This is a genomic window from Variovorax brevis, from assembly GCF_030317105.1.
GTDB lineage: Bacteria > Pseudomonadota > Gammaproteobacteria > Burkholderiales > Burkholderiaceae_C > Variovorax > Variovorax brevis.
In genome coordinates this window covers 114,708-138,401 of sequence record NZ_JASZYG010000013.1, presented here as the reverse complement: position 1 = coordinate 138,401, position 23,694 = coordinate 114,708, and the positions used below count along the sequence as shown (strand labels likewise).

Annotated in this window: 23 protein-coding genes; 10 read left to right on the top strand and 13 right to left on the bottom strand. The window is 65.2% G+C overall.

Annotated elements, in window-relative coordinates; translation table 11 throughout:
- Nucleotides 1-105: 105 nt before the first annotated feature.
- Nucleotides 106-339: an AbrB/MazE/SpoVT family DNA-binding domain-containing protein gene (locus QTI66_RS30210; RefSeq protein WP_286564009.1), complete on the top strand. Its 234-nt coding sequence runs from the start codon at nt 106-108 to the stop codon at nt 337-339.
- Entirely contained in the window at nt 339-677 is a 339-nt protein-coding gene (gene mazF / locus QTI66_RS30205) for an endoribonuclease MazF (protein ID WP_286563969.1), read from the top strand. Before QTI66_RS30210 ends, mazF begins: the two co-directional genes overlap by 1 nt.
- 562 nt (nt 678-1,239) lie before the next feature.
- Here the strand turns inward: mazF and QTI66_RS30200 are convergent.
- A complete protein-coding gene (locus QTI66_RS30200) occupies nt 1,240-1,614 on the bottom strand; it encodes a hypothetical protein (protein WP_286563968.1) in 375 nt (124 codons plus the stop codon).
- Between the two features lie 413 nt (nt 1,615-2,027).
- On the opposite strand from QTI66_RS30200, the gene QTI66_RS30195 reads away from it, so the two are divergent.
- The 3 genes from QTI66_RS30195 (at nt 2,028) to QTI66_RS30185 (ending at nt 4,216) form a co-directional block, all read left to right on the top strand.
- Entirely contained in the window at nt 2,028-2,201 is a 174-nt protein-coding gene (locus QTI66_RS30195) for a hypothetical protein (RefSeq protein ID WP_286563967.1), read from the top strand.
- 135 nt (nt 2,202-2,336) lie between these two features.
- A complete protein-coding gene (locus QTI66_RS30190) occupies nt 2,337-3,239 on the top strand; it encodes a TauD/TfdA dioxygenase family protein (protein WP_286563966.1) in 903 nt (300 codons plus the stop codon).
- The gene (locus QTI66_RS30185; protein WP_286563965.1) at nt 3,236-4,216 is read left to right on the top strand and encodes a tripartite tricarboxylate transporter substrate binding protein; all 981 of its coding nucleotides are present in this window, start codon (nt 3,236-3,238) and stop codon (nt 4,214-4,216) included. The genes QTI66_RS30190 and QTI66_RS30185 overlap by 4 nt, the downstream gene beginning before the upstream one ends.
- Before the next feature lie 3 nt (nt 4,217-4,219).
- Here the strand turns inward: QTI66_RS30185 and QTI66_RS30180 are convergent, their stop codons facing one another.
- The 12 genes from QTI66_RS30180 to QTI66_RS30125 all read right to left on the bottom strand — a co-directional run bounded on the left by QTI66_RS30180 (nt 4,220) and on the right by QTI66_RS30125 (nt 19,867).
- A complete protein-coding gene (locus QTI66_RS30180; protein WP_286563964.1) occupies nt 4,220-5,224 on the bottom strand; it encodes a LacI family DNA-binding transcriptional regulator in 1,005 nt (334 codons plus the stop codon).
- A gap of 261 nt (nt 5,225-5,485) precedes the next feature.
- Nucleotides 5,486-6,466 carry a tripartite tricarboxylate transporter substrate-binding protein gene (locus QTI66_RS30175; RefSeq protein ID WP_286563963.1) on the bottom strand — a complete coding sequence of 327 codons (981 nt, stop codon included), beginning with the start codon at nt 6,464-6,466 and terminating at the stop codon, nt 5,486-5,488.
- Between the two features lie 99 nt (nt 6,467-6,565).
- On the bottom strand, nt 6,566-8,452 hold the full coding sequence (locus tag QTI66_RS30170) for a TRAP transporter large permease (protein ID WP_286563962.1): 1,887 nt from the start codon (nt 8,450-8,452) through the stop codon (nt 6,566-6,568).
- A gap of 19 nt (nt 8,453-8,471) precedes the next feature.
- Nucleotides 8,472-9,500: a TRAP transporter substrate-binding protein gene (locus QTI66_RS30165; protein ID WP_286563960.1), complete on the bottom strand. Its 1,029-nt coding sequence runs from the start codon at nt 9,498-9,500 to the stop codon at nt 8,472-8,474.
- A 104-nt stretch (nt 9,501-9,604) separates the two neighbouring features.
- Entirely contained in the window at nt 9,605-10,633 is a 1,029-nt protein-coding gene (locus QTI66_RS30160) for a 2-hydroxyacid dehydrogenase (RefSeq protein ID WP_286563959.1), read from the bottom strand.
- A 10-nt stretch (nt 10,634-10,643) separates the two neighbouring features.
- Nucleotides 10,644-11,555 (bottom strand): AEC family transporter, encoded by a 912-nt coding sequence (locus QTI66_RS30155; protein WP_286563958.1) that lies wholly within the window; start codon nt 11,553-11,555, stop codon nt 10,644-10,646.
- Nucleotides 11,552-13,231, bottom strand: a complete 1,680-nt coding sequence (locus QTI66_RS30150) for a GMC family oxidoreductase (RefSeq protein WP_286563957.1) — start codon at nt 13,229-13,231, stop codon at nt 11,552-11,554. The genes QTI66_RS30155 and QTI66_RS30150 overlap by 4 nt, the downstream gene beginning before the upstream one ends.
- Entirely contained in the window at nt 13,231-14,502 is a 1,272-nt protein-coding gene (locus tag QTI66_RS30145; protein WP_286563956.1) for a CaiB/BaiF CoA transferase family protein, read from the bottom strand. Before QTI66_RS30145 ends, QTI66_RS30150 begins: the two co-directional genes overlap by 1 nt.
- A gap of 51 nt (nt 14,503-14,553) precedes the next feature.
- Nucleotides 14,554-16,323, bottom strand: a complete 1,770-nt coding sequence (locus QTI66_RS30140; RefSeq protein ID WP_286563955.1) for an FAD-binding protein — start codon at nt 16,321-16,323, stop codon at nt 14,554-14,556.
- An 8-nt stretch (nt 16,324-16,331) separates the two neighbouring features.
- Nucleotides 16,332-17,513 carry an acyl-CoA dehydrogenase family protein gene (locus tag QTI66_RS30135; RefSeq protein WP_286563953.1) on the bottom strand — a complete coding sequence of 394 codons (1,182 nt, stop codon included), beginning with the start codon at nt 17,511-17,513 and terminating at the stop codon, nt 16,332-16,334.
- A gap of 35 nt (nt 17,514-17,548) precedes the next feature.
- Entirely contained in the window at nt 17,549-18,358 is an 810-nt protein-coding gene (locus QTI66_RS30130) for an HpcH/HpaI aldolase family protein (protein ID WP_286563952.1), read from the bottom strand.
- 45 nt (nt 18,359-18,403) lie between these two features.
- Nucleotides 18,404-19,867, bottom strand: coding sequence for an NAD-dependent succinate-semialdehyde dehydrogenase (locus QTI66_RS30125; protein WP_286563950.1), 1,464 nt, complete (start codon nt 19,865-19,867; stop codon nt 18,404-18,406).
- A 114-nt stretch (nt 19,868-19,981) separates the two neighbouring features.
- Between QTI66_RS30125 and QTI66_RS30120 the strand changes: the two genes are divergently transcribed.
- The 5 genes from QTI66_RS30120 to QTI66_RS30100 all read left to right on the top strand — a co-directional run bounded on the left by QTI66_RS30120 (nt 19,982) and on the right by QTI66_RS30100 (nt 23,521).
- Nucleotides 19,982-20,668, top strand: a complete 687-nt coding sequence (locus QTI66_RS30120; RefSeq protein WP_286563949.1) for a GntR family transcriptional regulator — start codon at nt 19,982-19,984, stop codon at nt 20,666-20,668.
- Nucleotides 20,665-21,462, top strand: coding sequence for an enoyl-CoA hydratase/isomerase family protein (locus QTI66_RS30115; protein ID WP_286563947.1), 798 nt, complete (start codon nt 20,665-20,667; stop codon nt 21,460-21,462). The genes QTI66_RS30120 and QTI66_RS30115 overlap by 4 nt, the downstream gene beginning before the upstream one ends.
- A gap of 29 nt (nt 21,463-21,491) precedes the next feature.
- On the top strand, nt 21,492-21,653 hold the full coding sequence (locus tag QTI66_RS30110; RefSeq protein WP_286563946.1) for a hypothetical protein: 162 nt from the start codon (nt 21,492-21,494) through the stop codon (nt 21,651-21,653).
- Nucleotides 21,654-22,043: 390 nt separating this feature from the next.
- The gene (locus QTI66_RS30105) at nt 22,044-22,358 is read left to right on the top strand and encodes a hypothetical protein (protein ID WP_286563945.1); all 315 of its coding nucleotides are present in this window, start codon (nt 22,044-22,046) and stop codon (nt 22,356-22,358) included.
- Between the two features lie 233 nt (nt 22,359-22,591).
- Complete coding sequence (locus tag QTI66_RS30100) at nt 22,592-23,521, top strand: hypothetical protein (protein WP_286563943.1); 930 nt, start codon at nt 22,592-22,594, stop codon at nt 23,519-23,521.
- The last annotated feature ends 173 nt before the right edge of the window (nt 23,522-23,694 follow it).

Below are 23,694 nucleotides of genomic sequence, written 5' to 3'. Positions count from 1 at the left end.
GATTAGAGGCGGCAGAACCAGTGTCGGGTATCGACAAAGTTGCTACAAAGGCGGCCAGCCGCTATAGTATCGACATTGACTACACACGGAGGCTTAGTGCAGGTGATGGTAAAGAAGTGGGGCAACAGTGCCTCGGTACGTATTCCGGCCTCTGTGATGGCGGCCGCGCGCCTGCACCTTGACGAAACCGTGGACGTGCGCGAAGAAGGTGGGCGAATCGTGATCGAACCGGTGCGACCGGGCGAATTCGAACTTGCAACATTGCTTGCTCGAATTACTCCCGAGAATGTGCACGGGGAGGTTGTATTCGGTGCCGCGGTGGGCAAAGAGATCTTTTGATGGTCCGTCGCTATGTCCCGGAGGCTGGGGATATCGTCTGGTTGCATGTTGACCCTCAGGCCGGGCATGAACAGGCCGGCCATCGGCCGGCGTTGGTGCTGAGTCCCTCAGCATACAACGCGAAGACCGGGCTGATGCTGTGCTGTCCGATGACAACACAGGTTAAGGGCTACCCCTTTGAGGTGCTGATTGCTGGAGCGAGAGCTGGCGCGGCGCTGGCCGATCAGGTGAAGAGTCTTGATTGGGTCGTGCGCAGGGTCACCCGCAAAGGAACTGCCTCGGCACCGGAACTGTCAGAAGTGAGGGCCAAGGCGATCGCCCTGATCGGAAAGCCATAGTCAAGGCGACCAAATGCTTTGGGGAGCGGCCAAAATCGGAGGCCAGATTTGGGCGATCAGTGAAGGTGTCGTGGGTAGGTTGGTAGCCTTCCCGGCGTCAACAGGTGCATTCCGCGGTTTCCTCCATGGAGGCTTGTTCAACACCTGTCCTGAGGCCGTGTCGCGCGAGGCGCGTCCTCTCGAAACAACGACTGCGCGCCGCAGCCGCTCGGCTAAAGACATTCTGCACTAGGGACATCAGTCCATAGGCTGGAGTTGACGGTGAAATACCTGGGGATCGCGAAGTGGACGACGCGCGGGAGATTTCCGAGCAAATGGAGATCTGATTGGAGGCGCAGCGAGACATGCCATTCGATCGCCGCGAGGGCGATCGACCGGGTGCGTCGCTTGAGCACGCAACGCGTCAGCCAACCGACGCCTTGGTATCTCCCCAAAGACTGCTCCCGCGGATGAAACGTCACAAGCACAATCACGGCCAGCGGCAGTCGGAACTTTTCAGACCCATCGACTGATCCTCGCTGCAAAGAGTCAACCGCCTTGCACCGTCCGGCTTTGATGATCTTCAGGCCCTGGCGTAAGCGGCCATCGTCGGCATGCCCACCCGATTGACCGCGGCATGGAGGATCGCCCCCGCGCCGACGAGCCAGCCCCAGTCGCCGCCGTTGAACATGAGGCCCGACGCGCGCGCCAGCGACGGGCCGGTCGAACGCGCCCTCGGCGGTGCCAGTGCGATCAGCGCCTTCTTGTTCCATCCGCCTTCGAAGCGCAGGCTGCCCTTGGCTGACAACAGGGGTCTGCCGGCAAGACGCTCTGTTTTTTGACGAGGTGTGTTGTCGGCGACCAAGATCCCGAACATCGCCCCGTACCAGCGCATCGCCAAGATTCCCCTGCAGCGCTGTGGTTCTGGCGCCGATAGCGTGTTCGACGGGTTGTTCAAGCGCTATCGTTCGATCGCGGACTGATCGCTCAACAAGTGCTTGCCAAACGCGTCGCAGTCGAACAGGGGCTCCATCAGCGACGACCTGAGCGTCCGGCTTATCGGCTTGCAGCCTCTCCACGTCGCGAGCGGACGGCAAACGGCGTACCGCGCTTGGCCGCGGCGAAAGGTCCGACAGTTGCGCGATCGATCGCGCGATTTCGGGCCTAGCAGCTGCGCTCGATTCGCACCCGTCGGTAAAGGCGCTTGATATCAAACCCATCCTCGGTTTGTTCAACGCATGGCAGTCATGGGTAGACCGCGAACGCAGGCAGGCTTTCACGGCGTGACCGTGCACAGTCGATACCTGGCCTGCAAAACTTTTGGGCAACTGGCCCTTGGCGGTGCGCCCGATTCCGCTCAAATTACAGTCCATGCTCATCCCAGTGACCTTGCGGCCCGAACTTACCTTCTACGGCTTGATCGCGCTGCACGCCAAGGAGGCGCTGCGCGAGTGCCGGCACGAAGGTCGGCCCTATTCTCCCTTCGCGCATGCAGGAGCGCCCGGGGCGTACAGGGGCGTTTCAGATGGCGATGCACGCGACTGACTCCCGTCCGTCGTTTGTCTTGGCGCGAGCAACGCGGGCATTCCCTGATGCTTTGCTTCCCGAAAGCGGCAAAATGAGTACGTATTCATAAACGCGCAGCAGTCCCGTCTTCGTTCCACTGAAAGGCCTTGCTCCATGGCATTACGCATCGAAAAACTACCCTCGGTTCTGGGCGCCGAGGTGACCGGCATCACCTTGCGCGATCTCACCGATCCCTCCTTGCTTGCGCAACTGCAGGCCGGCATGGACGAACACGCGGTCCTCGTCTTTCGCGACCAGCCGCTCGAGAACGATGAACAGCTCGCATTCGCCGAGCGCTTTGATGGCACCTTGCACAGCAAGACCTCCGTCGCGGTGCTTGGCAAGAATCGATTCGGCAACGAAGCGTTGACCGACATCTCCAACGTCGGTGCCGATGGCGAGATCCTTCCTGCTGACCATCGCCTGCGCATGAGCACGATCAGCAATCGCCTGTGGCACACGGACGCCTCGTTCGAGGATCCGCCCGGTCGCTATTCGATGTTGTCGGCTCGCGTCGTGCCACCCGTCAGGGCGGACACCGAGTTCGCCGACATGCGCGCCGCGTATGACGCGCTCGACCCCGAAACGAAGGCGGCGATCGACGGGCTGCAGGTCTTTCATTCGATCGCTTACTCGCGCGAGGTGATGGGCTTCGAATTCTCCAAGGAAGAACGAGAGAAGCTGAAGGGCGCCGTGCATCCTTTGGCGCGCACGCTGCCGCGCACAGGTCGCCGGTCGTTGTATCTCGCGTCGCACGCGTCGCACATCGTGGGCATGGCGGTGCCCGAAGGGCGGCTGATCCTGCGCGACCTCAGCGAGCACGCGACGCAGCCGCAGTTCGTCTATCGACACGAATGGCGGGTCAACGACTTCGTCATTTGGGACAACAGGACCACGATGCACCGCGCCCGTCCCTTTGACGACAAGAAGTACCGGCGCGAGTTGCGCCGGACGACAACGCTCGACCTTCCGCCGGTGATCGGCGCACACGCGTCGCCCTCATCCGCAGTCCTATGAGCATCACTTCTTTCCTGCGTGCCACAGCCGTCTGCGCGGCATCGCTCGTCGTTTCGGCAGCCGCATTGGCTGAGGCCTGGCCCACCCGGCAGCCCGTCCGCTTCGTCGTGCCTTATCCGCCCGGAGGCGCATCGGATGTGACCGCGCGCTTGCTCAGCGTCAAGCTCACCGAGGCGCTGGGCCAATCCTTCATCGTCGAGAACCGACCTGGCGCCAACGGGCTGATTGCGCTCGAATACGTGGCCAAGGCCTTGCCGGACGGTTACACCATTCTCATGGCGAACCTCGGCCCCAATGCGATCAATCCGGCCATCTATCGCAAGCTGCCATACGACGCCCTCAAGGATTTCACGCCGATCACCTTGACCTCGGTCGTCCCGCTGGTGGTGCTCGTTGCGCCTTCGATGCCGGTGAATTCGATGAAGGAATTGATCGCCTATGCCAAGGCGCATCCGGACAAGCTGACATACGCCTCTGCCGGCAACGGCTCTGCCAATCACTTGGCTGGCGAGATGATGAAGTCCATGGCCGACTTCAAGATGGTCCACGTCCCCTACAAGGGAGATGCGCCCGGCCTGCAGGACACCATCGCAGGCAATGTGAGCGTGATATTCCCGACGGTCATCGGCGGCATGTCGCAAATCAAGAGTGGCCTGTTGAAGCCCATTGCGGTCACGGGTGCGAAGCGGTCTTCGGCGCTCGGTTCCGTGCCGACCGTCGCCGAAAGCGGCATCCCGAGCTTCGAGGCAAACTCATGGGGTGGCGTGATGGGTCCGGCCAACCTGCCCCCGGAGATCGTCTCCAGGCTCAACCGCGAGATCGTCCGCATCCTGAAGCAGCCGGAGACCGCTGCCAAATTGACAGCGATGGGAGCCGACATCGTCGGGTCGACCCCGGAGGAATTCGCCGTCTATCTCAAGAACGAAATCGCGAAGTGGGGCAAGGTGGCCCACGACAACAACATCACCCTCGATTGAGGTTCAGCCCGCCGTGCCGCGCCGGATGAACTCGTAGGGTAGGACGACGCGTTTGGGCCGCAGGTCCTGGTTGTCAAGGCGGGCGCACAGGCGTGCAACGGCCGCGTCCACCATCGCCTCGCGCGACTGGGCGACCGTCGTCAGGTTGATGCAGTCCCAAGCCGCCATCGGGACATCGTCGTGGCCCACGACCCAGACGTCGTCCGGCACTGCGAGCCCCTTCGAACGCAGCCCGTCGAGTGCGCCGATGGCCACGATGTCGTTGACGCCGAAGATGGCGTTGACGCCATGCACCTTCATGATCTCGCGTGCGGCTTCGGCACCGGCGGCATAGGAAAACTTCGGCACGCGAGCGATCGCGTATTCCTTGAGTTGCAGGCCTCGGCGGGCCAGTTCCGCTGTGAACCCCTGCTCCCGCTCACGCAGCGTGCTTGGCAGGTTGTATCCCGAGATGAGGCCGATCTTCTTTCGTCCGTGCTTCGCGAAGAAGCTCGCGACGGCGGCTCCGCTCGCGTGGTTGTCGCTGGAGAATTGATCGAACGCCTTGGAGCTGACGGTCCGGTGGAGCAGTATCAGGGGCACCTGCTCGGCGATGCGCTCCAGAAAAGGCACCGAGGCCTCCATGGCCGTGGTGGTGATGACGCCGTCCACGCCGCCTTCGACGATCCTCCGCAACGTGCTTTCGCTGAAGTCTTCCTCTTCATAGACCGACGCCGACATGCCGCGCTTGCGCAGTGCAGTCGACAGCAATTGCAGCATGGCGGGGTAGAGCGGGTTGACCGCCAGGTTGGCGACCACCAATGCAATGATGTCGGTTCGCCGGGTGCGCATCCAGCGGGCGGCGGCGTTGGGGGCGTAGCCGGATTGCGCAATCGCGTCGAGCACAGCCTGGCGAGTCGCTGGCTGCACCAGTGGAGAATTTTGAAGAACGCGCGAGACCGTTGCTTGAGAGACCCCCGCCAGACGCGCGACGTCCCTGCTTGTCAGCTTGCCATTAGACCCTACCATGTTGAAGCCGCCGAAAGTGCCATCCCTCGATCTTACGGGGCAGGTCCACCATTCGAGTCCCGGGGCAAGCTCGCAGCGAGTCTCCTTCCGTCGGGGCGCCCCAGCAGCCTCGGTGGAAAGCGGTGGTCGCCGAATGCGGAACGCGCTTTCATATCCGCACACCTTGAGCGCTGGCTGTGTTGCAAATCAGGATGGAGGCAGCCCCGCGGAAAGACCCTCGACCTCGCCTGGAGTTCTTTCAATGGGGGCAATTGCGGCAGGTCAGGAGCCGGACGGATCGAAGCTGATGCCTTGCGTCTTGACGGTGTATTGCATCCGCTCGAGCGCGCTGCGGATCTCCGCGCCGAACTCCGACGGCGTCGTAGCCGTGGGTTCGGAACCGGTCAGCCGCACGCGCTCTCGCACCTCTGGCATGGCCATGACCTTCAGGGTCACCTCATTGAGTCGGCTGACAATGGCAGGCGGCAAGTTGGCCGGTCCGACCAGGCCGTACCAGACGGCGTCGTTGATCGACTTGAAGCCCAGTTCCGCATAGGTGGGCACGTTCGGCAGCGAAGGCAAGCGTGTCTCCCATGCCACGGCAACCGGACGCAGCCGCTGGGCCTGGATCGAGGGCAGGGAGCCCGGGAGGCTATCGAAGAACATCTCTACGTGCCCCCCGATCACGTCGGTCAGCGCCAGGCCCGATCCTCGGTACGGCACATGCGTCAGGTCGGCACCGGTGAGCGAGGTGAACATGGCGCCCGTCAGATGATGCACGCCGCAGGTGCCGCCCGTCGCATAGCGCACCTTGCCAGGGTTCTTCTTGATGTAGGCCAGCAGTTCAGGCATGCCCCGCACAGGCACCGAGGTGTTGACGGTCAGCACATTGGGCGTGCGTGCAAGGTTGCTGATGGGCGTGAAGTCTTTCACCGCGTTGTAGCCGCCTTTGGGATTGCAGGCGATGTTGGCCGCGTGCGTGCCGACGGTCGCGATGCCAAGGGTGTAGCCATCCGCGGCGGCGTGCGCCACCACGACAGAGCCGATACTGCCGCCGCCGCCGGCGCGGTTGTCGACGACGACCGGTTGCCCCAGTTCCTTGCTGGCGGCATCGGCCCAGATGCGCCCGACGATGTCGGTGGCGCCGCCCGGACTGAAAGGGACGATGAGCTTGATCGGTTTGGCGGGATAGGTCTGCGCCGTCGCGGCGATGGCCAGCGTTGCTGCCGCAACGAAAGTGAGGAACGGGCGAACAAAGTGCATGGCTTTTCTTTCAGCTTGGTGAGCGGCGAGCGCGCGAGCCGTCGCGCTGGAGAGGGGGATGGTGCCGTGTGGCGCCGGCAGGGTCATTCGCTGCAGTCATCAGAGGAAGCCGATCGACAGCCATGGGAAGGCAGCGATCACCACGAGTGCCACGATCAGAGCCCCGAGGTAAGGCCAGATCCGTTTCATCGCGCGATCCGGATCGACCTTGCCGATCGCACAGGCCGCGTAGTAGCCGACGCCAATGGGCGGTGCAAAGAGCCCCAGCCCCATCGAGAAGATCACGACCATCGCGTAGTGGACTTCGTGCACGCCCAAGGCGCGCGCCACGGGGAACAACAAGGGTCCGAACAACACGATCGCCGGTATGCCTTCGAGAAAGCTGCCGAGCAGCACGAACGCGATGGCCGAGACGATCAGGAAGCCCGTCTTGCCGCCACCGAGCGCCGTCATCAGGTGCGCCACGTGTGCCGAGAAGCCCGACTGCGTCAGCGCCCAGGCCATCGCCGTGGCGCAGCCGATGATGATCAGGATGGCGCCCGACAGCGACGCCGCTTCGACCAGGATCGGATAGAGACGCTTCCAGTCGAACTCGCGGTAAACCAGCGTGCCAACGATGAAGGTGTAGGCCACGCCGATCGCCGACACCTCGGTGGCGGTGGCCACGCCTTCGACCACCGCTGCGCGAATCACGAACGGCAGGATGACCGCAGGCAGGGCAAATGTCAGTGCCCTGCCGATTTCCTTCGGCGTGGCTTTGCGGACGCCCTCCAGGCTCTGCCGGCGCGATTTCATGAAGATCACGGCCACCATGGCTAACGCGCCGATCACCGCCGGCATGAAGCCGCCGGTGAACAATGCCGCGATCGACACACCCGTGACCGATCCGATCGTTATCAGCACGAGGCTCGGCGGAATGGTTTCGGACATCGCGCCCGACGCGGCAAGCATCGACACCAGTTCGCCGTCGTCCTCGCCACGATTCTTCATTTCGGGGAATAGCGCCGGCGCGACTGCGGCCATGTCGGCCACCTTCGAGCCGGAGATCCCCGACACCAGGTACATTGCGCCGACCAGCACGTAGGACAGGCCACCCCGCACGTGGCCGATCAACGACGCGAGGAAGCGGATCATCGCGCGGGCCATGCCCATCGCCTCGATCAGCGCGCCGAGCAGCACGAACAGTGGCACGGCGAGCAGGATGATGCCGGACATGCCCTCGTCCATGCGACTGACCACGATGAGCAGCGGCGCCTGGGTTGCACTGGCGAGATAGGCCAGCGTCGACAGCCCGAAGGCAACCATGATCGGCACGCCGATCGCGACCAGCGTGGCCACGCCGATCACCAGGAACAGCACCAGGTTGAAGGTGCCCAGTGCGGCCAGCAAGGGCCGTGCAAAATACAGGACCGCTGCAAGGCCGGCAACGACTGCGATCGACTTGGCCGCATCGCGTGGCGCTGCGCGCTCCGTCAATCGCAGCGCCGCAATAGCGAGCATGAGCGCCGCGCCCACCACGATGGACATCACACGGAAGGTGTTCGGGATGCCGAGCGCGGGCGTGGTGATCGCCCATTCTTCCTGGGCGTATTCCCAGGCCGGGCCGATCAGCAACAGCACGAAAGCGACCGTTATGACGTCCGCCAGCGTGTTGCACAGCGCGCGTGCGCCCGGCGCCATGCGCGCAACGAACGTCGTCAGGCGCATGTGCTCGCCGCGCTGCAATGCGATCACCGCGCCGATCATCGCCAGCCAGATGAAGAGCAGAGACGCAAGCTCATCCCCCCACACCAGCGGATCGTGCAGCGCGTAGCGGAAGATGACGTTGGTGAGCAGCAGGCTCACCTCGGCCACCATCAGGCACACAGCGAGCAGTTCGGTGCTCCATTGGATCGCGGACTCGAGGCGCTGTGCGGCGCGGGCGATGGCGTTGGTACGGACCGGCGTGGCGCTCGCCGGCGTGCCCTCGTGCAGCGTGGTGGTCATGGGTTGGTCCTGAATCGGGTCAGGCCAGAGCGCCGGCGTACTTTTCCAGGATCGTCCAGGCGTCCTTGCCGTACTTCTTGTTCCACTCGGCATAGAAGCCGGCCTTTTGCAGCGCGGCGCGGAACGGGGCGGTGTCGACCTTGTTGAACGTCAGGCCCTTGTCGGTGAGTTGTGCTTGCAGCCTGGTGTTGAGGGCGACCAGGTCGGCACGCTCGTTGACGCCGGCTGCGTTCAGGTGCTTGGCCAACACGTTCTGGATGTCCTTGGGCAGCTTGTTCCAGCCGCGGGCATTCGCCAGGAACCAGTAGTTGCTCCAGATGTGCCCCGTCAGCGAACAGTACTTTTGCACTTCATAGAGCCGCACGGCGTCGATCAGGGCGAGCGGGTTTTCCTGGCCTTCAACGACCTTCGTCTGCAGAGCCGAATACACCTCGCTGAAGTTGATACCGGCCGGCGCCGCATCGAGTGACTTGAACAAGGACGTCCACAGCGGGCTGACCGGCACACGGATCTTCATGCCCTTCAGATCGGCCGGCGTGTTCACCGGCTTGTTGGACGTCGTGAGGTGACGGAAACCGTTGTCCCAGCTCTTTTCCATTGCGATCAGACCGGCCTTGGAGATCGCCTCGCGGATGTGCGCGCCCAGGTCACCGTCCATCGCGGCCCAGACCTGGTCGTAGTCCTTGAACGCAAAGCCGACGCTGCAGATCGACGCAACCGGCACCAGCGTGGAGAGCACATCGCCTCCCAGCGTCATGAAGTCGATCGCGCCAGCGCGCACTTGCGACAGCATGTCGGTGTCACTGCCCATCTGGCCGCTCGGGAAGATCTGCAGGTCGACCGCCCCTTGCGTATCGCGCTTGATGGCCTGCGATGCCTCCTTGGCCCGGATGTTCATCGGATGACTCAGGGGCAGGTTGTTGGCGTACTTCAGGGTGAACTTGGCGTCCTGGGCAAAGACCGGACCGGCTGTCAGAAGGCCACTGCCGACGAGCGGCAGGGTGCCGAGCGCGTGGAGGAATGAGCGGCGTGGAAGAAGTTCGTGCATGGCGGTTGTGTCTCTGTTGTCAAGTGGATGTGTCTTCATGGACTAGTATAAGTGTCTACACTTTTATGTCAATGTATGACACGTAATTAGATATTGCACACATACTAGGAATTTCCATGAGCGATGTCGCTCGTTGGGCACGATTCGGGATTGAGCAGGTTCGCCGCGGGCCGCCCGGCAAAGTGGGACTCGACACCATCGAGCGCGGTCATCCCCATTGCAGTTCGGACTTCAGTCGTTGCGCTGCCAATGTGGGGCAGCAGCGTGGCGTGCGGCAGGTCGAGCCAGTGCGGGTCAATGCGCGGCTCGTTGCGGTAGACGTCGAACCCGATGGCGCCGACGCGGCCCACATGAACGGCCTCGAACAGCGCGGGTTCGTCGACGAGATCGCCGCGCGCGACGTTCACCACGATCGCGCCGCGCGGCAGGCAAGCCAGGCGCCGCGCATCGACGGCGTTGCGCAGCTCGGGGCCGGAGGGTGCGCAGATGCACAGTACGTCGCTCTGCGCCAGCAAGCCTTCGAGGCTGTCGTGGAAGACGGCGCCAGCTTCCCGCCCGGCCGGCAGACGCGAGCGGTTGTGATAGTGCAGTTGCATGCCGAAGGCCGATGCGCGCCTCGCAATCGCCTGCCCGATGCGGCCCATGCCGAAGATTCCGAGCCGCTGGCCCTGAAGCGAGCGGCCCAGCATCGAGGTCGGCGCCCATGGGCCCCAGCGGCCCTCGCGCAAGGTGCGCTCTGCAGACGTCGTGTCGCGCGCAGCGGCAAGGATCAGGAACAGCGCGAGGTCGGCCACCGACTCGGTGAGCACGTCGGGCGTGTTGAAGACCGGGAGCCGGCGCGCGGTCGCGGCGGCGAGGTCGATGTGGTCGAAGCCGACCGAGTAGGTCGCGAGCACCTGCACGCTGCGCGGAAGCGCGCCAATGCATGCCGCGTCGAGCTTGTCGCCCGGCATGACAATCACCGCGTCGTGCCCTTGAGCTTCGCCTGCGAGTCGCGCCCCGATCGGCGTGGGCTCGCGCCAGATCGTGACGTCGAAAGACGCCTCGGCACGGTCAATGACTTTTTGCGGCGGAACGCCGGTGATCAGCAGTCGGCGACGCCGCGCGGCAATGGTTTGGTCAGATGAGTTCATGGAAAATTTGTCAAAAGCGGCTCGTGTCCGCGAACCAGATGAGCAGCGGGCACAGCACGAAGAAGGCGGCTGTCGATACCAGCACCGCGCCGGCGGCCTCGTCGCCATGGTTGCTGTAGCGCTGCACATAGATCGAACTCACCACGGCAACAGGCATCGCGAGCTGCAACGTCAATACGCCGGCAACCAGCGGCGGCAACCGCAGCGCATGCACCACCAGCGCTCCGGCGAGCACGCCCACGACGAGGCGGATTGCACCGAGCAGCGCCCCCTGGCGGATGCCCGCGCGCGACACGCTCGCCAGCGCATGCCCGAGGCTCAACAGCATCAGCGGAACGGCGAGCGAGCCCACCAGGCGCGCACTTTCGATGACGGGATCGGGCAACTCGATGCGCAAAGTGCGAAATGCCACCGCAAGCAGACAGGCCACGATAACGCCCTTGGGCCATCGTGCTGCGCGATCGACGCCACGGCTCGTGACCCAGACACCCAGGGTGTGCTGCATCACCGAGTTGATCGCGAAGAACGCGAGGGCGACAGCCAACCCGCTGTCGCCGAACGCGAACTGCGCGATCGGCAGGCCCAGGTTGCCCGCGTTGGGAAAGGTGGCCGCTGGTCCCAGCGTTGTCGCAGGCATCTGCATGCTGCGCAACGCGACACCGCTGAGCACCCCCGCGACCGCAAGCCCGAGGAGCGAGGCGGCGCCAGCCTCCAACAACTGCGCGCCGTCGAGCCGCGTCGTCATCAGCGTGTAGAACACCAGCGCCGGCGTGCTGACCACCGTCGCCAGCGTGGCAACGAACTCGGCCGGGTAGGCCTTCTTCTTGATCGCCCAGGCCGCACCGACGGCGGCACAACAGATGACGGGCAGCAGCAGCGTGGCCAGGCGCAGGTAGACGCCCAGCCAGGCGCTCCCCCTCATGCCGGGTGCCGCGCCACCGCGCGCGCACCGGCGCCCAGTGCGCGTTGCGCTTCACTCAGCAGCATGTCCGCGGCGCGCTCGGCGATCATCAGCACCGTTGCGTTGGTGTTGGTCGAGGTCATCGTCGGCATGATCGAGCCGTCGATCACCCGCAGGCGCTGGATACCGTGCACGCGCAGTTCCGCATCGACGACGGCGCCCTCGCCAGGGTCCGCGCCCATGCGGCAAGTGCCGACGCCGTGGTAGACGGTCGAGCCGTTGTCGCGTGCGTATTGCAGCAAGGCGTCATCGTTGTCGGCCTGCGGGCCAGGTACCGTCTCGCCGACAACGTAGGGCGCCAGAGAGGGCTGCTTCGCCAGCGCGCGGCCGATGCGCAGGCCGGCGATCGTCGTCCGCCGGTCCAGTTCGCTGCTGAGGTAGCGCGGTGCGATGGCCGGCGCCTGGCTGCCGTCGCTCGACAACAAATGCACGTGGCCGCGGCTCTCGGGGCGCATCTGCCACACGCCGAACGACAAGCCGGGCTCATTCTCGAGTTGGCCGATCCGTCCTTCCTTGAAGCTGCCGGGCGCGATCACGAACTGCACGTCGGGACGATCGACCAGCCCCGACGACGCGAACGCGCCGATCACGGCGGCGCTGTAGGTCAGGAGGCCGCCACCCGAGACCACGTACTTTGCGACTTCCCTCGCAAGTGCGGCACCGTGCGATCGCTCGTTGGCGGTCGCGATGCCCTGGATGCGAAAGCACAGACGCGTCACGTAGTGGTCTTGCAAGTTGTTGCCGACGCCGCCTAGCGCGACTTGCGTGCGAATGCCCGCGTTGTCGAGGACGTCGGGGTCGCCGATGCCACTCATTTCCAGGAGGCGTGGCGAACCGATGACGCCCGCGCTCAGGATGACTTCGCGGCGCGCCTTGACTGCCACCACGTCGCCGTTGGCACTCCGGCATTCGACCCCGGTCGCCGTGCGCGAGGCGCCCTCGCCTTCCATGGTCACGCGCGTCACGTGCAGGTCGGTGTGCACGCTGAGGTTGGGGCGCGCGGCGACAGGCCACAGGTAGCCACGCGCAGCACTCGACCGCACACGGCCGTGACGCGTCTGCTGGTAGTACCAGATCGAAGGACCGCGCGTGGTGGCGTTGGGATCGTCGATCATGTCGAGCCCCAGTTCCTGGCCGGCCTTGATGACTTCGGCGCAAACTGCGGGCGGCGACGACACGCGTGTGACCTGGATCGGGCCGTCGCTGCCGCGGCGCGGGTCGCTGCCGTCCTGCCATGTCTCCGAGCGGCTGTAGTAGGGCAGGCAGTTGGCAAAGTTCCAGCCGACGGCGCCGCCCGCTTCCCAGGCGTCGATGTCGGCCGCGAACGGTCGCACATAGAGCAGCCCGTTGATCGAGCTTGAACCGCCGAGGCCGCGGCCGCGCGGGAACAGGATCTCGCGCTCGCTCGCCTGCGCCTCGGGCGCTGTCTTGTAGTTCCAGGTGATGCTCGGATGGTCGAGCAGCCGCAGGAAGCCGGCCGGGATGTGGATCATCGGATGACGGTCCCGGCCACCGGCCTCGATCAGCATCACCTTGTACGTGCCGTTCGCCGACAACCTGCTTGCGAGCACGCAGCCGGCAGTGCCGGCCCCGACGATCACGTAGTCGGCAACGATCTCCTCACGGGTCGCGCTCATCACACCCCCGCCGCCGCTGGTGCGATCAGATCCAGGGCGACGTCGTCGTCCAGGCGCATGCCCTTGACGACGCCTTGGCGCAGCAGCGCGTCGATCTCGCTGCCCGAGAAGCCGTGTTCGCGCAGCACCTCTTCGCTGTGCTGGCCCAGCACGGGCGGCGGCCGGCGCATCTGCACCGGCGTGCCATGCAGATTGAGCGGATTGGCCAGGTTGGTCATCGGGCCGGCCACCGGATGCTCCAGGTGCAGCACCGCGCCGGTGTGCCTGATTTGCGGATCGCTCGTCAGCGCGGTGTGATAGTCCTGCACTGCCGCGCAAGGCACGTCCGCCTTGGACAGTGTCTTGACCCAATGGGCAGCGGGTTGCATGACGAAGATATCTTCGAGGATCGCGTCGATCAGATGCCGGTTGGCCGTGCGCTGCGTGTTGTTGACGAAGCGCGGGTCGCTCAGCAGGTCGGTGCGGTCGAGCACGCGGCACAGGTTGGTCCAGAACTTTTCGGTGAAACAGGCGGCGAAGAAATACTTGCCGTCGGAGCCTTCGAAGTTGCGGTACGGAACCATCGTCGGATGGCCGCTGCCGAGCCGCGACGGTGCCTTGCCGCTGCGAATGGTTTCGCCGTCGCGCGGGATGGTACTGAACAGCGCCGCGCCCAGCAGCGAGGTGTCGATGCGCTGGCCTTCACCGGTGCGCTGGCGGTGCAGCAGCGCAGTGGTGATGCCGAGTGCCATCATCGCGGCGGCGCCGAAGTCCGGCAGCGGCGCGCCCAGGCGCACCGGCAAGCCTCCGGCTTCGCCCGTCATGTCCATCAGACCAGCGACCGCCTGTACGATCGGGTCGTTGGCCGGCCATGCCGCATACGGCCCGGTCTGCCCGAACGCAGAGGCGCTCGCATAGACGATCTCCGGGTTGATGGCGCGCACGGCATCGTAGCCAATGCCCAAGCGGTCGACTGTGCCGGGACGGAAATTCTCGACGATGACGTCGGCCGTTTTCGCCAGGCGCAGGAACACCGCCTTGCCCTGCGCCGACTTGAGATCGAGTCGCAGGCTGCGCTTGTTCCGGTTCTGCGCCATGAACTGCACGCTCTCACCGTTGACGAACTGGTTGCCGAGGTCGCGGGCCAGGTCGCCGCGCACCGGCTCTTCGACCTTGATCACGTCGGCACCCAAGTCACCCAGCAGCAGGGTACCGACCGGCCCGGCGGTCATCACGCTGAGGTCGAGGATGGTGTAGCCGCTCAACGGCATGGGCTTCTTTTGTTCAGGCATGGTTGTCTCTGGTTGCGTTGCTCGTCGGTTGTTCGTCGGTTGTGCGCGTCGTCAGTCGGCGGCCGCGTAAGCGAGCGGCTCGAAGCGGCTGGTTCCGTCTTCGCAGCGGGTTTGCACGAAAGCGTGGCCGTAGGACGCGTCGTTGCGTTCGCGGTGGTCGGTGCGCAGGTGGCCACTGCGCGTCTCGCGCCGGGCCAGGCAGGCCTCGACGATGACCGCAGCAGTGGTGGCCATGTTCTGGAGTGTCAGCACGTCATTCAGCGTCGCGGGCGTGGCACCGCCGCCCGAGGCGAGCGAGGCTTCGATGTCGCGCGCCACCTGCAGCGCTTGCGTGAGGCCAGCCTCGTTCTTCTCGACCAGGGCATGGCGTTGCATGGCGGCCTGAAGCTGCCGCGCGCTGCCGGCCACGTCGATACCGGCGTTGGGCGCCAGCGCATTGCGCAGTCGTTGCACGACGGCGTCGGCCGCCACGATTCCCGGTGCCTGGCCGCCGCCGACTGCGTCACGGCCCGCGGCATCGCCGGCGCGGTGGCCGAAGACCTGCCCCTCGGCCAGCGAGTTGCCGCCCGGCCGGTCGGGGCCGCGCACGCCGCCCGCGAGTTCGCCGATCACGTGCACGCCGGGGATGGTCGAGCGCGCATCGGCATCGACCATGCGCACACCGCCGTTGAGGCACTGGAACGCGATTCCGACGTTCATCAGGTCGCGCTGCGGATCGACGCCGTTGGCTTTCATCCAGCGCATCGTGTTGGGGATGGTCGTCTCGAGCTTGTCGGCCGGCACATGCGCGAGCGAGAAATTGATGGTGCCGCGTTCGTTGCCGCGCCCGGCCGCAATCTCGGAGGCGATCGAGATGTCGATGTAGCGCGAGACGTTGCTCACGGTGAACGGGAAGACCTTCTCGTCCATCACTTCTTCTTCGCTGACGCCCCGCGGCAGGTAGTCCGGCAGGAATTCGTGGCCTTGCGCATTCGTCATGCGCGGATGCAGCACGAAGCACGACTTGGAGAAGAGTTGCACGTACGGGTGCACGAGTGCGGGCCCGAACTGGTGAAACTCCATGTTGACCAGCTCTGCCCCGGCGCGGTACAGCACGGCTTGGCCGTCGCCCGTCATCTCGCCGGTCGACACCTGCTGGGAGAACAGGCCATGGGCGCCGCCGGTGCCGAGTACCACCGACTTCGCATGCACGACCAGCCAGCTGCAGGATGTCGCATCGTAGGCCAGCACCCCAGCCGCGCGGCCTTGCGCATCGAGCAGCAGGTCGACCAGACCGGCCGGCGCGCGCACCTTCACGCCGCGCGCCATCGCCTGTTCGGTCAGCGCCGCGACGAAGGCCTTGCCCGTTTTGCCCGACACGCCGAGCGCGCGCGCGTAGCTGCCGAAGTCGCTCTGGATCAGCTTGTAATCAGTCGTGTAGCCCGGCGCCACCTTGTCGGCAGCCGCGCGGTCGAAGGCCACGCCGTAGTCGATGAGGTCGGCGATGCGTTTCGGCGCGTCTTCGGCGAGCACGCGCACCAAGCCGCGGTCGATGAATCCGCTGGCCGCGGCCATGGTGTCCCGGTAGTGCACTTCGGGACTGTCACCCGCGGCGCCGTAGCCCGATGCGCCCATGCTCATGATCTCGCTGGCGCCATGCACTGTGCTGCCACCGGTGCCGAGCGGCGCCTTGGCCAGTACCAGCACTTCGGCGCCCGTCAGCCGTGCCGACAGGGCCGCGCGCGATGCCGCTCCGCCGCCGCCTACCACCACCACATCGGTGCGCAGTTCTTCGACCGCAAGGCCCAGGCTCTTGAGTTGTCCGACGATGTTGTTGTTCATGCCTGTGCTCACGCTTTCAAGGCGCGCGCGATGATGTTGCGCTGGATCTGGTTGGTGCCACCGAAGATCTGGAACAGCTTCGACTCGCGGTAGTGGCGCTGCATGGCGTACTCCATCGCGTAGCCGTTGGCACCCATGATCTGAAGGCCGTCGGTCGCGACCTTCACATACACGTCTGAGGCGAAAAACTTCGCCTGCGACGACTCGGCGTCGCAGGGCTGGCCCTCGACCAGCAGCTTGGCCGCGCGATAGGCCATCATCCGCGCCGCGTCGACCTGCGTCTGCATGTCGACCAGCATGTGCGAGACTGCCTGGAAGTCGAAAATCGGCTGGCCGAACTGCTTGCGTTCGAGCGCATACCAACGCGCCAGGTCGACCGCCGCCTGCGCCGCGCCGGCACACATCGCCGACAGCGCCACGCGTTCCTTTGCGAGCACCGCGGTCAGGCGCTTCCAGCCCATGTGCAGTTCGCCGACCACGAGCTGCTTCGGCACGCGAACGCCAACGTAGTTCACCTCGCAGGTGCGGATCGCGCTGCCACCGAGCAGGTCGATCGGACGGATGTCCAGGCCCGGCGTGTCGGTCGGCACCAGGAGGAGACTGATGCCGTCGTGCTTCTTGGCTTCCTTGTCGGTGCGCACGGCGGTCAGGATGTACTTGGCCTGCATTGCACCGGTGATCCACATCTTGGTGCCGTCAACGACGAAGTCGTCGCCATCGGCTACGGCTCGCGTGGTGAGCGACGCGGCGTCGGAGCCAGAGCCGTTCTCGCTCAGGGCGAAGGCCAGCCAGCCTTCGCCCTTGGCCAACGCCGGAAGCACGTCTGCCTTGATTTCCTCGCTCGCGAAGCGCGCCACCGCGCCGCCGACCATGTTGATGTTGGCGTTCCAGAAGCGGCTGAGTGCCACGCTGTAGTAGGCCGCGACTTCCAGGAAGGCCGTCATGTCCATGTAGTCGCCGATGCCGCCAGCGGCCTCGGGCAACGTGAGCGCAAACCAGCCCTGCTCGACGCCGACGTCGATCAGTTCTTGTGGAAAGCGCTTTTCCTCGTCGCACTTGCCGATGTAGTCGGGACTGGCATGCTTGGAGAGCACGCGATTGACGCTGCGGCGGAATTCGAACTGTTCGTCGCTCAGATACGGGCGCAGGTCCGGACGCTCGATCATGGCCAGGGTGTGAGCTGGATTCATTGTGTCTCGGTTGGATGTGTTGCAGCCAGGCCGCCTCAGGCGACGGCCACCGTTTGCTCGGAAAGGTCTATGCTGCGCAGCGTCGACGAACGGCTGCGCGCGCCGGCCATGAGAAAGGCCAGATCGGAGCCGCTGAGAATCAGCCGCGCGCCCTTCTGGATGTATTCGGCCATCAGCGCCTCGTCATAGACGCCGCCGACGCCGCATGCCTTGCCGTGTTTTCTGCACGCGGCGAACACGGTGTCGAGCGTGGCCTTGACGCTTGGATGACCGAGCTGGCCCGCGACGCCGAGCTCGGCCGCCATGTCGGTACAGCCGACCAGCAGCACGTCGATGCCCGGCACGGAGGCGATCGCGTCCACGTTGTCGCGGCCCTCGACCGTCTCGATCATCGCCACCACCAGCGTTTCTGCGTTGATCAGCGACACGGTCTCGGTCACTGGCAGGGTCATGAAGCGGGTCTGCGGCAAGCTGCCGGGAATCGAGCGATTGCCCAACGGCGTGAAACGGCAGAAATTCACCACCGCGCGCGCCTGCTCCTGGGTGCTGACGTGCGGAATCACGATGCCCTGTGCGCCGGTGTCGAGCAGCCGTGTGCTGTGGAAGGCCTCGTGCGCCGGCACGCGGATCATTGGCGTGATGCCGACGCCGAGCGCCGCCTGGCAGATCTGCGCGGCAGTGTCGACGCTCATGGAGTTGTGCTCCATGTCGATGAACAGCCAGTCGAAATCGCAGCTGCTGGCAATCTGCGCGATGTCGACGGTTCGGGCCTGGCGCAGGCCCATGCCGAGCGCGAGCTCGCCGTTGAGGATGCGCCGCTTGGCGTGGTTGGCGATGACTTTCATAGGGTTGTCTCCTGTAAGGTTCCCGGGGGGGGTTGGGTGTGTTTGTTACTCGGCGTCCGCCGGCATGGCGACGTTGACGAACTTGGTGTCGAGGTAATCGCGGATGGCGTGCGGGCCGCCTTCGCGTCCATAGCCGCTGTCCTTCGAGCCGCCAAAGGGCGTCTCGGCGGTGGAGGCGACGAAGGTATTGACACCAATCACCCCCGCTTCGAGGCGATCGACCGTCGCATGCGCCTTCGCCAGCGAGCGCGTGAAGACGTAGGCAGCCAGCGCGAACGGCAGGCGGTTGGCTTCGGCGGCCACTTCATCCAGCGTTGAAAAAGTGGCGAGCGTGCCGATCGGTCCGAAAGGTTCGTCGTTGAGCACCGCGGCATCGGGCTGCAGCCGCGTGAGCCAGGTCGGCTCGTAGAAGTAACCGCGCTCCATGGTGGTCGGGCGCGTTCCGCCCGACAGCACGCGGGCGCCGCCGGATACGGCCTCGTCGACCATCTTCTGGACCGCGTCACGACGCCGCGCGGTGGTCAGCGGGCCGAGATCGGTTGCGTCGTCGAGCGGCGAGCCAAGGCGCAGTGTGCGGGTTGCAGCGACCAGCTTCTGCTCGACCTCGCGAGCGATTGATTCGTGCACATAGAAGCGCGTCGGAGAGGCGCACACCTGACCGGCATTGCGGAACTTGCCCGGCGCGGCGAGTGCGGCGAAGGCGTCGATGTCGGCGTCGGCATGAACGATCACCGGCGCGTGGCCGCCGAGTTCCATGCTGACGCGCTTCAGCGTGACGGCCGATTGCGCGACGATCTGCCGGCCGATGGGCACCGAACCGGTGAAACTCACTTTGGCGACGCGGGCGTCGTTCATGATGGTCGGCGTGACGTCCCCCGGACGGCCGATCACCAGGTTGATCGCCCCCGCGGGAAAGCCTGCGTCCTCGAAGCATTTGATGAGGGCCATCGTCGCGCCGGCTGCTTCACTCGAAGGACGAATCACCAGCGTGTTGCCGGCGGCAAGCGCGGGCGCCATCTTGCGCGCCAGCAGCAGCAGCGGGAAGTTCCACGGCACGAAAGCCGCCACCACACCGAGCGGCTCCATGTGAACCAGATAGCGGTCGCCCTTGACCCGGCTTTCGTAGCTCATGCCGAACACGCGGCGCGCCTCGTCGGCAAACCAGTCGACCGATTCGGCCGAGGCCTTGGCCTCACCGACGGCCTGGCGCACCGGCTTGCCGGTTTCCAGTGCCACCAGGCGGCCGAGCGCCTCGGCGCGCTCGTCGATCAACGTCGCCGCTCGGCGCAGCAGCCCGGAGCGGTTCCAGGCCGTCAACGCCCGCATCGCGCCACGCGCCGACCACGCGGCTTCGATGGCTTCAGCGACCTGCGCCGCGCCGGCGGGCGTCATTTCGCCCAGCGCGACTTCGGTCGACGGGTTGACCACGACGTTCGCGTATTCGCTGCCCGGGCGCCAAGTGCCGCCGATGAATTGACCGTGGGATGTGTAGAGGTCTTGTAGTTCCATGCCAGCAATTGTCGGCGCTCCACATCAATGTGTCAACACTTTAATGTTTTGTGTTTGCACACTAGCCTTGTTTGGGGATGCGATGTAGACTTCGGAAAACTTTTATGAAGCACCATGAGCAAAGTCGTCCTACGAGATGCAGACGCGATCGCCACCCGCCTTGACGAGATACAGGATCAGGTGAAGCGGATGATTGCGACCGGAACCCTGCGGCCCGGGGAACGTGTCAACGAGCAGGCATTGGCAGCTCAACTCGGCGTGGGGCGCAACTCGGCGCGCGAGGCCTTGCGCTCCCTCGAACGCAGCGGCCTGATACGCATCGTTCCCAACCGCGGCGCGGAGGTGCGCAGGGTGTCGCTGGAGGCAGCGCTCGATCTGTATGACGTGCGTGCCGGCATCGCGCGCACCGCCGGCCGGCTTGCCGCAAGCCGACTCGAAGCTGCGGAGGAAACGCGCTTGATGGAGTTGATGGATCAGATGGAAGCCGCGTTGAAGGCTCGCGACGGCGGGCTCTATCAGCAACTCAACGCCACCTTTCACGACCACCTGATGGCCATCACCAAGAATCCACGCTTGATCGACCTCAATCACACGATCGAAACCGAGCTGAGCCTCTATCTACGCAAAGGCGTGTACACGATGGCGCAGATGCAGCTATCGCATGCCGAGCATTCCCAGCTGGTAGAAGCATTGCGCAGCGGCAAAGTCACGGAAGCGGCCAACCTTTTCGAAAGCCACATCCTGACCGGCAAGCAGCGCATGCTTGACACGATGAACCGTTCATCCCCGGCCGTGGCATGACGACGAGCGGCGCCTGGACAGCGATCTCAGTTCGTCATGACGCCGTGAACGCGGTGCGCCACGTCGCGATCGACAATCCGCCCCTCGGCGTCTTGAATCAGATCGTCCGGCGCGAGCTGGGCGACTTTTTTCTGAATGCGCAGGAAGCGCGGGTCGTGCGGTGCGTGGTGTTCGGCAGCGGCGAGCGCAGTTTCTGCGCCGGCGCCGACCTGCGCGAATACGCGATGCGCTTCGATGCCGAAGTGGCGCGGGTGCACGTCGCTAACGCGCACCGCATGATGCTGGCGCTGGTCGAACTCGATACGCCGAGCATCGCTTCGATCCGCGGCACCTGCATGGGCGGCGGCCTCGAACTGGCGCTGGGCTGCAGCTACCGAATTGCCGCGCACAGTGCGACCTTGGCGCTACCTGAAGTAAACAGGGGCGCGTGGCCAGGGACGGGCGGCGCTGTGCTGATGGCGCGACTGCTGGGGCCGTCGCTGACCAAGCGCCTGCTTTTCACCGGTGAAACGCTCGATGCGTCGACTGCGCTCCACATGGGCCTGGTCGACGAAGTTGTCGAGGACGATGTACTCGAAGCCCGCACACAGGCGCTGGCCGCAGAGATTGCCACGAAACCGCGCACCTCGATCCAGACCATGGCACGACTGGTCGACCGGGACTTCCGTGCTCAGTTTCGGGCGCACCTGGAATATGAGGCCGAATGCTTCGTACAGGCCTATCAGTTGCCGGCCGCTCGCGAGGGCCACGACGCCTTCTTTGAGAAACGGACTCCGCGCTGGCAGCAGGTCTGATATATGAGCTTGCATTGACAAGAGAGTGAATGGGGGGCTGTCCGGAAAGCCATGCGGCCGGTTTTGGCTTGCTGGCTTATGAGAGCTGCTGGCTGAAACGCCACCATCCGGACGCGCTGCTGACCGCCCTGCTCAACAGCCAGCCGATGGGCTTTCTACGCGCCAGCGCAACGGGTGCGCGTTGCGCGTGAGCACGGCGTGGTCGTACGACCGGGCGACATGACCCTGAGCCACTGGTTCAGCACGCTCGAGGAAGTCGCACAGGCGACGGCGTTGCCGGCACGCTGGTACTCCACCATCGCCGAGCCCCTGCGCGGGGTGCGCCTGGGCCTGTCGCGCATCGTGGGCATGCGCGGGCGTGGCCGAGCCGCTCATGGCCGAGCGCGTCAAGGCGCCGTTCGCGAGTGTCGAGGAGCCCGGCGCGCTGCACTGGATGCGCACGATCTGCGCTGCCTGCCGGCGGCCGATGCATTGCTCAGTCTGGCGGGGCATCGCCCGCACGCGGTCTGGGAAGCCGTCGGGATCGACACACTGCCGACCGGGTTGCTGCGCTGCGCAATGCGCCGACACACGAGGAGTCGGTGGCGTTCCGCGCTCCGACGGAAGGCACAGACATCGTCGATGATTACGCATCGATGGGGCTGACCTTGCGTCGTCATCCGCTGGCGCTGCTGCGGCCGAAGCTTGCACGGTGGAGGATCCGCACCACGGAGGACCTGCGCCGCAACGTCCGGGACAAGGAGCAGGTGCGCGCGAGTGGCATCGGGACGCACCGCCAGCAGCCCAGCACGGCGAGCGGGGTGATCTTCGCGACCTTGGGAGACGAGACCGGGACCATTGTCTGGCCGAGCGTGGCCGAGGCGCAGCGCGCCGCGCTTCGCGGCTCGATCTGCTGAGCGTACTGGGGACCCTGCAGTCTGATAATGGCGTGCACTCGCCGGTCGCGCAGAGGCTCGTCAATCACGACCGGCTACTGGGGCGGCTTGGAGCGTCGAGTAGGGGACTTCAGATAGGGCGTCGCCGCAGTGCCGCGAGGGCCCGCTCGGCCGATGCCCGGGCCTCGGGAAAATCCCGAGAAGCTTGCGACAACACGGTGCGATGCCGCCGCCACACAATGAAGTTGTAGACCTTGGACCTTGACTTGCTTGACCAGATGCAACTCGACATTTTCGAAGACAGCCGCGACGTGATGCTCAAGAACGACGTCGCACACGCGCTCGAGCAGCGCGACGCGCTCGGCGCCCGAGTGGCCTGCGAACGACTTGCGCGGGAATATCCTGCCGACGACACCCTGCCTGCACTGCAGGCGCTCGCCGAGTCCATCGAAGCGGGTGGCCTCGGGCAGCCACAGCCCATCGGCGATCACGAAGCCTTGCGCGCGGCACGCCAGATGATGGATCTCACCATCTGTCCTGCTGCACAGCGCATCTTCGACCCGCCCGGTGCAATCCGCTGGCTCCGCGCGAGTTGGCAAGACCTGGCGCGGCGCGCCGGCGCGCTGCCCTTCGATGCGAAGCGCCCCCAGGACCATGCCGCCGCCCTTTGGCTGCGTGCGGGCGCTTGGGAGGAAGTCGCGCAGTCAGTCGCTTCCATCGAATCGTGGCGGCGGATACCGACGCCGCTCGCCTGGATGGCCGAGGCCCGCCTGCATCTGCTTGGGCTGCGTGCGACTTGGCCGCTCTTGGCGGAGTTGGGCTGGTTGTCGCCCACGCTGTTGGAAGGGCTTGCGCGACGCTCGCCCGACCCGCTCTTGCCCCAGTTGATGCGCAGCTTCGAGGCGAATTTCAATGCCAACGTCGACGCGATCCCGGACGGCAACGGCGAGATTGCCGACCTCAGTTGGTTTGCGGCATGGGCGCTCACCGATCGCCCAGCGCTGCGCGAGCAACTGGCGCTCGCACAAGCCTCGCAACACAGCGCGCCCGAGCAGGCGATGCGTCTCATGGTCGAATTGCTCGGACTGGAGCGGCAGGGCCGCCACGCTGACATCGTGGCTCGACGCAAAGAACTGCGTGACCTTCAACCTTCGCTGTACGCGGCGTACATGAAGACACGCTGAGGATTCGGTGATCGGCTTCGACCCTCGCCTATGACTGCGCGGCGACATCGCGCGACGTCCTACCCAGTGGGACGGCTTGCTGACTGGTTTCTTCCTGGAAGGGCCAGGGGTCGGCAGTTGAGAGGCTGCAAGCTCATCGTCCCGGATGTGATGACGCACCCAGTCTGCGAGCG